This is a genomic window from Rhodanobacter sp. PCA2 (assembly GCF_013620825.1).
GTDB lineage: Bacteria > Pseudomonadota > Gammaproteobacteria > Xanthomonadales > Rhodanobacteraceae > Rhodanobacter_A.
In genome coordinates, this window is sequence record NZ_NJIC01000047.1 from 33320 (window position 1) to 45714 (window position 12395).

The 12395-nt window shown below is 69.6% G+C and carries 12 protein-coding genes and 1 other RNA gene; 4 read left to right on the forward strand and 9 right to left on the reverse strand.

Translation table 11 applies throughout. From position 1 onward, the window contains the following. The first annotated feature begins 40 nt into the window (after nt 1-40). The 3 genes from PCA_RS14500 to PCA_RS14510 all read left to right on the forward strand — a co-directional run bounded on the left by PCA_RS14500 (nt 41) and on the right by PCA_RS14510 (nt 3062). Entirely contained in the window at nt 41-211 is a 171-nt protein-coding gene (locus PCA_RS14500; RefSeq protein ID WP_181303332.1) for a DUF1328 domain-containing protein, read from the forward strand. Nucleotides 212-532: 321 nt separating this feature from the next. Then, complete coding sequence (gene dnaG, locus PCA_RS14505) at nt 533-2269, forward strand: DNA primase (protein WP_181303333.1); 1737 nt, start codon at nt 533-535, stop codon at nt 2267-2269. Between the two features lie 172 nt (nt 2270-2441). Continuing rightward, nucleotides 2442-3062, forward strand: a complete 621-nt coding sequence (locus tag PCA_RS14510; protein WP_181303334.1) for a DedA family protein — start codon at nt 2442-2444, stop codon at nt 3060-3062. A 27-nt stretch (nt 3063-3089) separates the two neighbouring features. Here the strand turns inward: PCA_RS14510 and PCA_RS14515 are convergent, their stop codons facing one another. From PCA_RS14515 to PCA_RS14555, 9 genes are all read right to left on the reverse strand, one after another. Then, nucleotides 3090-4739, reverse strand: a complete 1650-nt coding sequence (locus tag PCA_RS14515) for a Na/Pi cotransporter family protein (protein WP_181303335.1) — start codon at nt 4737-4739, stop codon at nt 3090-3092. Between the two features lie 37 nt (nt 4740-4776). Further along, a non-coding RNA gene (locus PCA_RS14520) (sX9 sRNA) lies at nt 4777-4856 on the reverse strand. A gap of 60 nt (nt 4857-4916) precedes the next feature. After that, complete coding sequence (mgtA, locus tag PCA_RS14525; RefSeq protein ID WP_181303336.1) at nt 4917-7553, reverse strand: magnesium-translocating P-type ATPase; 2637 nt, start codon at nt 7551-7553, stop codon at nt 4917-4919. Between the two features lie 155 nt (nt 7554-7708). Further along, nucleotides 7709-7909: a hypothetical protein gene (locus PCA_RS14530; RefSeq protein ID WP_181303337.1), complete on the reverse strand. Its 201-nt coding sequence runs from the start codon at nt 7907-7909 to the stop codon at nt 7709-7711. Nucleotides 7910-8204: 295 nt separating this feature from the next. Further along, nucleotides 8205-9110 (reverse strand): heme o synthase, encoded by a 906-nt coding sequence (gene cyoE / locus PCA_RS14535; protein ID WP_181303338.1) that lies wholly within the window; start codon nt 9108-9110, stop codon nt 8205-8207. Continuing rightward, entirely contained in the window at nt 9107-9595 is a 489-nt protein-coding gene (locus PCA_RS14540) for an EF-hand domain-containing protein (protein WP_181303339.1), read from the reverse strand. Before PCA_RS14540 ends, cyoE begins: the two co-directional genes overlap by 4 nt. Nucleotides 9596-9639: 44 nt before the next feature. After that, nucleotides 9640-10797, reverse strand: a complete 1158-nt coding sequence (locus PCA_RS14545; protein ID WP_181303340.1) for a COX15/CtaA family protein — start codon at nt 10795-10797, stop codon at nt 9640-9642. Then, nucleotides 10797-11366 carry a hypothetical protein gene (locus PCA_RS14550; protein WP_181303341.1) on the reverse strand — a complete coding sequence of 190 codons (570 nt, stop codon included), beginning with the start codon at nt 11364-11366 and terminating at the stop codon, nt 10797-10799. The genes PCA_RS14545 and PCA_RS14550 overlap by 1 nt, the downstream gene beginning before the upstream one ends. After that, nucleotides 11363-12115 (reverse strand): SURF1 family protein, encoded by a 753-nt coding sequence (locus PCA_RS14555; protein ID WP_343204468.1) that lies wholly within the window; start codon nt 12113-12115, stop codon nt 11363-11365. The genes PCA_RS14550 and PCA_RS14555 overlap by 4 nt, the downstream gene beginning before the upstream one ends. Before the next feature lie 56 nt (nt 12116-12171). Here PCA_RS14555 and PCA_RS14560 point away from each other — a divergent pair, with 56 nt between their 5' ends. Next, nucleotides 12172-12393 carry a twin transmembrane helix small protein gene (locus PCA_RS14560; RefSeq protein WP_181303342.1) on the forward strand — a complete coding sequence of 74 codons (222 nt, stop codon included), beginning with the start codon at nt 12172-12174 and terminating at the stop codon, nt 12391-12393. Nucleotides 12394-12395: the final 2 nt, after the last annotated feature.

Sequence of the window (12395 nt, forward strand, 5' to 3'; positions counted from 1 at the left end):
CTCTTTGCACGCGGCGCGGCGCCGGCCGCAGGAGATAAAGATGCTCAAGTGGGCCATCATCTTCGCCATCATCTCGCTGATCACCGGCTTGCTCGGTTTCCGGGGCATTTCCGGCGTGGCCGGCACCATCGCGAAATTCCTGTTCGCGGTCTTCCTGATCCTGTTCCTGCTCGCGCTGCTGGCCGTCTTCGGGATATTCCACATCGTCTGAGCTCACCGTGGTCCTTCCCGGCGACACGGGAGGGACCACGGCGAAACAGGGCGGACCGGCCGGGCACGTACTCCATCCGCCGGCGATCCGGCCCCGCGCCCCGCGCGTTCGCCAGCGCGCAGCGGCGCTCGCCGCGGTATCGCCCGCGATGGCGTCACGAAAGCTCGCGGCCGAACCGTACCCCCCGTGCCCCCTGAAAACCCCGTGCAGGCCACCCAGCGGCGACGGCGGCTTCATCCCCAGCCGGACGCCGGGCCGCCTTGCCGCCCCGGCAGGCCGCCCCCCCCCCACCGGGGACCTAGCCTCTAAACTACGGGGCTTATGCGCGGCCTGATCCCCGACAGCTTCATCGACGAACTGCTCGCCCGCGTCGACATCGTCGACGTGATCGAGCGGCGCGTGCCGCTGAAGAAGGCCGGGCGCGAGTGGACCGCCTGCTGCCCGTTCCACGACGAGCGCACGCCCTCGTTCTACGTCAGCCCCGCCAAGCAGTTCTTCCACTGCTTCGGCTGCGGCGCGCACGGCAGCGCGATCAAGTTCCTGATGGACTACGAGCGGCTGGAGTTCCCCGATGCGGTGGAGGAACTGGCGCAGTCGGTCGGCCTCACCGTGCCGCGCGAAGGCGGCCGCGACGAGCGCCCGCGCGAGGACAAGACCGACCTCTACGCCCTGCTCGACGCCAGCGCGGGCTGGTACCAGGCCCAGTTGCCGAAGAGCCCCGAGGCGCAGGCGTACTGCAGGAAGCGCGGACTGGACGCCGACACCATCGCGCGCTTCCGCCTCGGCTGGGCCCCGGCCGGCTACGACGGCGTGATCAAGGCGCTGGGCAACAGCCCGCGGCGGATGGAGCTGCTGGCCGAGGCCGGCATGGTGTCCAGCGGCGAACGCGGCGGCAAGTACGACCGCTTCCGCGAGCGGCTGATGTTCCCCATCCTCGACCGCCGCGGCCGCGTGATCGCCTTCGGCGGCCGCGTATTGAGTTCGGAGCAATCTCCGAAGTACCTCAACTCCCCCGAAACCCCCCTGTTCCACAAGGGCCGCGAACTGTTCGCGCTGTGGCAGGTGAAGCAGGCCAACGCGAACCTGCAGCGCATCGTGGTGGTGGAGGGCTACATGGACGTGATCGCGCTGCACCAGGCCGGCCTGCCGATCGCGGTGGCCACGCTGGGCACCGCCACCACGCCCGAGCACACCGAGTTGCTGTTCCGCGCCGCGCCCGACGTGGTGTTCTGCTTCGACGGCGACCGCGCCGGCCGCGCCGCCGCGTGGAAGGCGCTGGATGCCGCGCTGCCGCGCCTGCGCGACGGGCGGCAGGCGTACTTCCTGTTCCTGCCCGAAGGCGAAGACCCGGACACCCTGGTGCGCAAGGAGGGCCGGGATGGCTTCGAGCAGCGGCTGAAAAACGCCACGCCGCTGTCCGACTACTTCTTCGACGAGCTGGCGCGCGACGTGGACGTCGCCAGCCTCGACGGCCGTGCGCGCCTCGCCGAACGCGCGCGCCCGCTGATCGCCCGGCTTCCCGACGGCGCGTTCCGCGACCTGATGGCGCAGGAACTGGAGCGGCGCACCGGCGCCAGCGCACGGCTGCAGGGCAACCCCGCCACGCAGCGTGCCGTGGAACGGCCGCCGACAGCGCAGCGCTCGCTGGTGCGCAGCGCGATCGCGCTGCTGCTGACCCAGCCGGGCATCGCCGATCGGGTGGAGAAGCCCTACCGCTTCCTGCGCCTGGACCGCCCCGGCGTGGAGCTGCTGGCCGAGTTGCTGGACCTGGCGCGCAGCCGCCCCGGCATCAACCCGGCGATGCTGGTGGAGCATTTCGCCGAGCGCCCGGAATACGCCGCGCTGCAGAAGCTGATGGCCGCCGCCGTGGTGGGCGAACCGGAGGCGCAGCGCATCGAGTTCATGGATGCGCTGGCGCGCATGGACGAGCAGGCCGTGGCGCTGCGCCGCGAGACCTTGCTGGCGAAGATGCGCGGCGGCCCGCTGGACGACGGCGAGAAGGCCGAACTGCGCGAGCTGCTGGCCGCCCGCGTGCGGCCCGGCGTCGCAGCCGACTGACGCCGCATGCTTCTCCGGACGGACACGCATCCATCAAGACACCGCAACATGTACGCGGCACAAGGGTTTGTGACATGCGCACGACAACCGGGCCCGCGCCGGCCCGTTGCGACGGCGGCGGCGCGAGGGCCCGATATGGGATCATGCAGGGACGTGCACCGCTGGGATGTCGATGGATCTGCTTGAACGTCTGATCACGATCTTCGCCGAGAACGGCTATGTCGCGGTGTGGATCGCGCTGATGATCTGCGGCGCCGGCCTGCCGCTGCCGGAGGACGTCACCCTGGTCGCCGGCGGCGTGATCGCCGGGCTGGGCTACGCGAACGTGCACGCGATGTTCGCGCTGTGCATGGTCGGCGTGCTGATGGGCGACACGGCAATCTTCCTGCTCGGCCGCCGCTACGGCGCGACCATGCTGAAATGGCGCTGGATCGCCCGCGTGCTCACGCCGGAGCGCTACGAGGTGGTGCGGCACAAGTTCGCGCGCTACGGCAACCGCGTGCTGTTCGCGGCGCGCTTCCTGCCCGGCATGCGCACCACCGTCTACCTCACCGCCGGCACCACGCGCCAGGTCTCGCTGCTGCGCTTCCTGATGATCGATACCGCCGCCGCGCTGATCAGCGTGCCGGTATGGGTGTACCTGGGCTACTTCGGCGCCAACAACCACGTGTGGCTGATGACCTGGATGCGCCGCGGCCAGAACAGCCTGTGGATGCTGGTCGGCCTGTTGCTGCTGTGCGGCGTGTGGCTGTGGTGGCGCTACCGGCGCCGGCGCATCAGCTGCGACGACTGAACCCCGGAAGCGCGACCTGCGCGGGGATCAGTGCGCCGCGACGGGCGCGCGCAGGCGGTCCTGCAGCAAGCCGGCGCGCTCCAGCACCGGATAGGCCAGCGCCGCCAGGTGCGAGTGGATGCGCTTGAGGTCGCGCAGGATGCGCAGGTAGACGTCGCCCGCGCCGCCGTCGTCGCTGCGCTCGCGCAGCGCGCGGATGTGCCGCTCGGAAATCTCGTTCTCCAGCCGCCACAACACCTCCTTGCGCCCCACCAGCTGCTGCGCCGCGCGCACGTCGCTGCGCAGGAACACCGCCCAGGCCAGCTGCAGGCTCTCCATCACCTGCGCGTGCATGCGCGCCAGGTCCTGGATGTCGTCGGCGCTGAAGTCCTGGCCGCGCGCGGCCTTCTTCGCGGCGAACTCCATCAGGTTGTTCGCGGTGATGTCGCCGACGTGCTCGATGTTGATCACGAAGCCGAGGATCTCCTGGCTGCGCTCGCCGTCCTCGTCATTCAGCGACTCGTTGCCCAGCTCGGCGAGGTATTCGCGGATCGCCCCGCCGAGGCGGTCCAGCACCGAGTCCATCCGGCCGATCGCGGTGGCGCGCACGCGGTCGTCCTTGCCGAACACCTCGACCAGGCCCTTGAGCATGTTCTCCACCATGTCGCCCATGCGCATGGATTCGCGCGCGGCATTCGCCAGCGCCACGTTCGCGGCGTCCAGCGCATCCTCGTCCAGGTATTGCGGCAGGCCCGCGTCGGCCGGTTTCGGCGGGTCGGGCAGCAGGCGCACCAGCAGCTGCGCCAGCCGCTGCACCGGCAGGATGAACAGCAGCGCCAGCCCGAGGTTGAACGCGGTGTGGAAGTTCACCGCCATGCGCGCCGGCGAATCGCCGAGATGCGCCAACCAGCCGGCCAGCGGATGCAGCAGCGGCAGGCAGACCACGCAGCCGAACACGCGCACCAGCAGGTTGCCCAGCGGCAGGCGGCGCGCCACCGGCGTGCTGGCGTCGAACAGCGCCGGCAAGGTGCCGCCCAGGTTCGCGCCCAGCACCAGCGCCAGCGCGCCTTCCGCGTCGATCACGTGCGCGGTGGCCAGCGAGGCGATCAGCAGCACCACCGCCACGCTGGAATGGCAGGCCCAGGTGAGCAGGGCCGCCACCAGCAGCGCCAGCACCGGCTCGCTGGCGAGGCTGTGCAGCGCGGTGCGCAGCAGCACGGTGTCCTCCACCGGCGCCATCGACAGCACCAGCATGTGCAGCGCCAGCAGCATCAGGCCCAGGCCGATCGCGCAGCGGCCCAGGTTCTCGTAGCGCGCGTCGTCGCTGCGCCGATAGACCACGAAGCCGACCAGCACCAGCACCGGCGCCACCAGCGCGATGTCGAACGACAGCAGCTGCACCACCAGGGTGGTGCCCACGTTCGCGCCCAGCATCACCACCAGCCCGGGCGCCAGGCCGAGGAAGCCGTTCGCCGCGAACGAGGTCGCCATCATGCCGGTGGCGGTACTGCTCTGCAGCAGGGCGGTCATGCCCAGGCCGAAGCAGAACGCGGCGACGCGATGGCTGAGGTAACGGCCCAGCCAGCGGCGCAGCGCGCTGCCGTAGCCGCGCAGCACGCCGCTGGTGACCATGTGCGTGCCCCACAGCAGCAGGGCCACGTAGCCTGCGATGTCGAGCAGGACCAGGGTTCCTTTCATGATGCTTCTCCTCTGGCTTTATCTGCTCGGAGTTCAGGGCCTGCCCGAAAACCGTAGCGAGCGAAGGAAGCTTGCGTGCGGGCGGCGCGCAGGAACCGGAGTGTACGAGCGGTACATGAGGATTCCGGGCACCGACCGCGCGCAGGATTCCGAGCGCAGCAGGTTTGCGGGCAGGGCCTACAGCCAGCGCCCGTAGCGGCGGATGTAGATCAGCTTCACCAGCTGGGTCAGCGCGCAGTAGGTCAGCACGGTGGCCGCCACCCAGCCGAAGTACGCCGGCGGCAAGGGCAGCATGCCGATCTTCGCGCCCAGGCCGGTGTACGGGATTGCCATGCCGATGATGATGATCGCCGTGGTGAGCCCCAGCACCGGCGCGGCCGCCGCGCTCTGCAGGAACGGGATGCGCCGCGTGCGGATCATGTGCACGATCAGGGTCTGCGTGAGCAGGCTCTCGATGAACCAGCCGGACTGGAACAGCGCCTGGTGCGCCGGCGAGTTCGCGCCGAACACGTGCCACATCAGCCAGAACGTGGTCATGTCGAAGATCGAGCTGACCGGGCCGATCCACACCATGAAGCGGCCGATGTCGCTGGCGTCCCACTTGCGCGGCTTGCGCAGGTATTCGTCGTCCATGCGGTCGAACGGGATTGACAGCTGCGAGATGTCGTACAGCAGGTTCAGCACCAGGATCTGCAGCGGCAGCATCGGCAGGAACGGCAGGAACGCGCTCGCCACCAGCACGCTGAACATGTTGCCGAAGTTCGAGCTGGCGGTCATCTTGATGTACTTGATGATGTTGCCGAAGGTGACGCGGCCTTCCAGCACGCCCTCCTCCAGCACCATCAGGTTCTTCTCCAGCAGGATGATGTCGGCCGACTCCTTGGCGATGTCGGTGGCGGTGTCCACCGAGATGCCCACGTCGGCGTCGTGCAGCGCCGGCGCGTCGTTGATGCCGTCGCCGAGGAAGCCCACGGTGTGGCCCTGGCGCTGCAGCGACTTCACCACGCGCGCCTTCTGCAGCGGCGACATCTTGGCGAACACCGTGGTGCGCTTCACCAGCGCGTCCAGCGCGTCCTCGTCCAGCGGCTCGATGTCGCGGCCCTGCACCGAGTGGGTCACGTCCAGCCCCACCTCGCGGCAGATCTTGCGCGTCACCGCCTCGTTGTCGCCGGTGATCACCTTCACCTCGACGCCGTGCTGGTGCAGGGCGGCGATGGCGGTGGCGGCCGAGTCCTTCGGCGGATCGAGGAAGGCGAGGCAGCCCACCGCGGTGAGCTCGTTCTCGTCGGCCACGCTCCAGGCGCGCTCGGCGGCCGGCTCGCGGCGCACGGCCACCACCAGCACGCGCAGGCCGTCCTCGTTGAGCCGGCGCGTCATCGCCTTGATCTCGCGGCGGCGCTCGTCGGTCATCGGCTCGACCTCGCCGCCGACCTGGGCGTAGGCGCAGATCGACAGCATCTCCTCCACCGCGCCCTTGCAGATCAGCAGGTGCTCGTTGGCGCCGTTCGCCACCACCACCGACATGCGCCGGCGCTGGAAGTCGAACGGGATCTCGTCCACCACGCGGTAGCGCGCCGCGGTCGGCTCCAGGTCGCGGTGCTCCAGCACCGCCTTGTCCATCAGGTTCTTCAGGCCGGTCTGGAAGCGGCTGTTGAGGTAGCCGTATTCCAGCGCCTCGTCGGACTCCTCGCCGTCGAGGTCGAGGTGGCGCTCCAGCACGATCTTGTCCAGCGTCAGCGTGCCGGTCTTGTCGGTGCACAGCACGTCCATCGCGCCGAAGTTCTGGATCGCGTTGAGCTGCTTCACCACCACCTTGCGCTTGGACATCGCCAGCGCGCCCTTGGCGAGGTTCGCGGTGACGATCAGCGGCAGCATCTCCGGGGTGAGGCCCACCGCCACCGACAGCGCGAACAGGAACGCCTCGGTCCAGTTGTGCTTGTCCAGCCCGTTGATCAGGAAGACGATCGGCACCATCACCGCCATGAAGCGGATCAGCAGCCAGCTCACCGAGTTCACGCCGCGGTCGAAGCTGGTCTGCACGCGCTGGCCGGTCATGCTGTGCGCCAGCGAGCCCAGGTAGCTGCGCGGGCCGGTGGCCACCACCACCGCGCTGGCGGTGCCGGAAATCACGTTGGTGCCCATGTAGCAGATCGTGGGCAGGTCCAGCGGGTTCGTCGTCGCCTCGCCGTGGGCCTGCGCGGGCGCCACCTTCTCCACCGGCAGCGATTCGCCGGTGAGGATGGCCTGGCTGATGAACAGGTCCTTCGCGGTGAGCAGGCGCAGGTCGGCGGGCACCATGTCGCCCGCGGCCAGGTGCACGATGTCGCCCACCACCAGCTCGCCCACCGGCACCTCGATCTGCTCGCTGTGGCCGTCGGACGCCTGCCGGGTCACCGCCGTGGTGTTGCGCACCATCGCCTTCAGCTTCTCGGCCGCGCGCGAGGAACGGTATTCCTGGGTGAAGCTCAGCAGCACGCTGATGCCCACCATCACCGCGATGATGATCGGCCCGGTGAGGTCGCTGCCGTCGGTGAACAACTGCACGCCGGCCAGCACCAGCAGCACGATGATGAACGGGTTCTTGAATGCGCGCAGCAGCTGCACCGACCAGTGCGGCGGCTTCTCGTGCGAGACCTCGTTGGCGCCGTCGCGATGCAGCCGCTCGGTGATGCGCTCCTCGTCGAGACCCTTGACGGAGGTCCCGAGCGCGGCCAGCAGCGCATCGTTGTCGCGGAACGCTTCCTGCGCCGCGAGCACCTGCGCGGGAGCCGGCGCCGCAGCCTTGACGGTCGAGCGGGGGGAGGTGTTGCTCATGGTTCGCTACCGTATCTGGTCAATATCCACGCCGCGGCAGCGCATCGGCGCCGCCGGCTAACAGGGCGGTGTCGCAGCGGCAGGACCCGCCGCGGCACGCGGATATCTCCACCGCATTGGCGGAGGCCAGCATTTGCGGAGCACGCGCATGCGCGTCAGTGAGCCAGTTGCAGATGACGGGGCGAAGACAGCGGCACGACCACGCGCGCCTCGGCCTGGCGTTGCGGCTCGGCGGACGGGGCGGCCAGCGGTGCCGGCACGGTCACGACGTAGTCTTGCCGGCGCGCATCGCGGCGGACAGCGAACAGGCTGCGGCGGGGAGCACGCAGGCGGAGAAAATCGCGAAGGAGCTTCATGGGCCCATCTCCTCGGTTACGGCGCGCGCGGCGCCGTCGGAGATGAGCCGGCGTTCCCTAGTCTAGGAAAGCACCGGCCGACCGCTGGCGGCTGCCGCAGGCGTTCAGCTTGTTATGCATTGCCGGCACCCGATGCGAGCGGATGTCGACGTTGCGACTAGGGTAAACGTCCATATGCCTTGGTTAGTCAGGACAGGATGCCGGCGACGATGACACGCTCGCGCGACCCGCCTATTTTGCGGCGCCGCAGCGGGCGAGTCAACGCATGGAAGATGAATCCGCGTCGAAAGTTTCCCTAGCCCAGCCGCTGGAACGCCAGCCCCTGCCCGACCAGCGGCTGGGCCAGCCAGTGGTCGGCCAGCAGGAAGGCGAACAGCGCCATCAGGTAGATCACCGAGTACTTGAACACGCGCATCGCGAAGAAATCGTCCGGCGGATTCAGCAGGCGGATCGCGTAGTACAGGAAGCCCGCGCCCAGCCCCACGGCGCCGCCGAGATAGAGCCAGCCGCTCATGCCGGTCAGCGCGGGCAGCAGGGTCACCAGCACCAGCAGCACGGTGTAGAACAGCACCTGCCAGCGGGTGTAGGCCACGCCGTGGGTCACCGGCAGCATGGGCACGCCGGCGCGCGCGTAGTCGTCGCGGCGGAAGATCGCCAGCGCCCAGAAATGCGGCGGCGTCCACACGAAGATGATCAGGCACAGCTGCAGCGCGAACGGATGCAGCGCGCCGGTCACCGCGGTCCAGCCCAGTACCGGCGGGATCGCGCCGGCGAGGCCGCCGATCACGATGTTCTGCGGCGTGGCCCGCTTGAGGTAGGCCGTGTACACCAGCGCGTAACCGATCAGGCCCGCGAACGTGAGCCATGCGGTGAGGCCGTTCACCAGCAGCGCCAGCACCAGCATCGAGACGATGCCCAGCACGATCGCGAACACCAGCACCTGCCGCGGCTTGAGGTTTCCGGTGGCCAGCGGTCGGCGGGCGGTGCGCACCATCAGCTTGTCGATGCGCTCGTCGATCAGGTGGTTGAACGCGGCCGCCGAGCCCGAGGCCAGCCAGATGCCCAGCGTGCCGAACACCAGCGCCCGCCACGGCGGGATGCCGGGCACGGCGAGGAACATGCCGATCACCGCGCAGAACACCAGCAGCGCGACCACGCGCGGCTTGGTGAGCTGGAAGTACTGACCGAGCGCCCGGGTCACGGGGACGCTTCGCGGTCGAGGTAGCGCTGGATGTCGTCTGGAAGGGTATCGGCGTAATGGCCGAACTCCGAGTAGTCCAGCCGGTGATCGTGGTCCAGGTCGTATTCGGCGAAACGCGCACGCAGCCCGGGCAGGCTGGCCAGCTCGGAGCGGCTGAGGCGCAGGTCGCCGTTGCGGTCCAGGCCCTTGAACAGGCGGGTCAGCTGTTCTGGCGACAACGCGGCGCGGACGGAGTCGCGACGATTCAGCCGGTCCTGCGTCGACACGACATCCTCGCCGCCGCTGCGCATCTGGTTTTGCCGCTCGATGGCCCCGGCGCTCACCCCTTTCTGCGGACGCTCCTGGGCCACCGCGGCATCTGCCGCCGGATACGCCGCGAACGCCAGCATGCAACCGAGCGACCTGCCCGCCAAGCTCGTCATGGATCGGCTCCCCGATGTCGGAATGTTGGAAGCGGAATGCATCATGCCACCGTCGTGGATCATGCCGCGTTGCCGAAAAGATCGATTCATCCGCACCCTCCCCGTCTTCAGCGCATCGCGCCGGCAGCATGCCGCTGGGTGCGCGCCAGCGTCGCCAGCAGCGCGAACAGCAGCAGCGCGGCCATGCCGTTGTGCGCGGTCGCCACCGGCAGCGGCAGGCCGAAGTGCACGTTGCTGATGCCCAGCAGCACCTGGCAGACCAGCGCCGCAGCCACCGCGATGCCGCACCAGCGCAGCCCGCGCCGCGCGAGGCGGTGCGACAGCCAGCCGAGGTAGCAGAACACCACCAGCGCGCCGATCCGGTGCGCCATCTGGATCGCGGTGCGCGCGCTCTGGTCGAGCACGCCGCCCTCGAAATCCACGCCGATGCCGCGCCACAGGATGAAGCCCTGGTGGTAGTCGCCCGGCGGCCACCACTGGCCCAGGCACTTCGGGAACGCCGCATCGCCGAAGCCGCAGGCCAGCGCCGCGTAGTTCGACGAGGTCCAGCCGCCCAGCGCGATCTGGCAGGCCAGCAGCACGATGCCCAGCACCACCAGCCGGCGCAGCCCCGCCAGTGCGTCGTCCGTCGCGCCCACGCCGGCGAAGCGCACCGCCGCGTAGCCCAGCAGCGCGAACGTCGCCATGCCGCCCAGCAGGTGCCCGGTCACCACGATGGGCTTCAGCAGCAAGGTCACCGTCCACATGCCCAGCATCGCCTGGAAGATGATCACGCCCAGCGCGACCAGGCAGACCCGCCATGCCGCGGGCCGCCGCAACGCCAGCGCGGCCGCCAGCGGCAGCGCGATCGCGCACACCGCCAGCAGCGACGACCAGTGGTGTTCGCCGCGCATGTACATCGCCACGCCCAGCGCGGCGAGTACGGCGCTGCCGCCCAGCGCGAGCATCACCCCGCGCCGCCGCCACGCCGCCGCGAACGCCAGCGCCAGCACCAGCACGCCCAGCGTGCCGGCCAGCATGCGGTGCACCTGCTCGCGCCAGGCCTTGTGCGCCTCGTAGGGGCGATCCGGAAAAGCCGCGTCGGCCCTGGCCACCGCCTGCTCGTGCTGCGGCCAGCTCGCCTCGCCGTAGCAGGTGGGCCAGTCGGGGCAGGACAGGCCGGCGTTGGACAGGCGCACGAAGGCGCCGAACATCACCAGTCCGAACGCGAACAAGGTCGCCAGCAGGGACAGCCAGCGCAGGATTTTCACGACGCGGAACGACATTACTTGATGACCTTGCGCAGATCCCGGAGCAGGCCCGAGGGATCGAATCCCGCAGGATAACTCGCCAGCGCCGTGCCGTTGGATTCCACCAGCAGCGCGCCCACGCTGTCCGGCTGCTGCGGGCGCCACGACGCGAGCTTGCCGTCCACGTCCTGGCCGATCTGCCAGTAGTTGTCCATGCCGTCGTGCTGCGCGTCGGCGGGCGGCGTGCCCACGTACAGCAGCCGCAGCCGCGACTGGTTGCGGCTGAGCATCACGCGCGCCTTGGCGATCGCGGTCAGCGTGGCATAGCAGCGCGCGGCGCAGCCTGGCCCGGGCAGCGCCACCAGGGTCAGTCGCGGCTCGCTGTCGCGCCATGCCCAGTCGCTGCCATCGGCCAGACGCACCGGCAGCTGTTCCTGGGCGAAGTTGCGCTGCGGCAGCACCGGCAGGCCGTTGCCCTTCGCGCCCGGCTGCCAGTCGGCCAGCGTGAGCGCGAACGCCACCAGCAGCGGCGCGGCGAAGATCGAGGCGACCAGCAACAGCTTCAGGCGGCCCTTGCGGATGGCGGCGGGGTCGGTGGCGTTCATCGGGAGTCCGTCGGTCGGGAGGGGCGCGAACCGCGTTTGCGGTTCAGCACGAACAGGATCACCACCACGGCGATGGCGAAGGAGAACCACTGGAACGCGTAGGCGCGATGCCGCGCCGGCGGCATGTTGCCGAAGTCCAGCGCGTGCACGCGCACGTAGATCGAGGCCGGGTCCGCATCCACGCCGAGCACGCGCGGATACAGCTTCGCGCCGAGGTCGGCGGCGATCTGGTCCAGGTCGAAGTAGATCGTGGTCTTGGGCCAGCGCGTCTGCCGCGGCAGCGCGTCGCCGCCCATCTCGAAGCCGTGCCCCGGCGGCGGCAGGTACAGACCGTGCAGGCTCTGCACGCCTTCCGGCAGCGGCGGCAGCTGCGGAGTCTCGCCGCTGCCGTTGCCGGGCAGGAAGCCCAGGTCCGCCAGCAGCAGGCGGTCGCTGTCCGGCACGCGCAGCGGCACGTAGACCTCCACGCCGCCGCGGTCGTCGTGCTTCGGATTGTCGAGCAGATAGACGCGATCGGCGAGGTAGCGACCCTGCACCCGCACCCGCGGATAGGCGTCCGAAGGCGGCCGCCGGGCCACCTCGGCGAAGTCCTGCGCGGGCGCGACCGCCGCCGTGGCATAGCGTCGCAGAAGTTCGTCCTTGTAGTCGGCACGATGCAGCTGCCAGAAGCCCAGGCGCACGAAAAGCAGGGCTGCGGCGACCGTCAGCAGGATCGCCCACCACGGCGGGCGGCGGAACCCGCCTAGCACGGCAGGCCATCCCCGGTCGCTATACTGCCTGCAACAAAAACGACCGGATCAGTCACATGGGCCCCATCTACAAATATGCGGTGGTGGTGCTGTTGCTGGTGGTGATCTTCAGCCTCGGCCAGGCGCTGTACTACATGATGACCGACAAGGACGACGACAGGCGCATGGCCTGGGCGCTGACCCGCCGCATCGCGCTGTCGCTGCTGCTCATCGGCATGGTCGTGTTCGGCATCTGGATGGGCTGGCTGCAACCGCACGACGTCGGCGGCAACGGTTGATT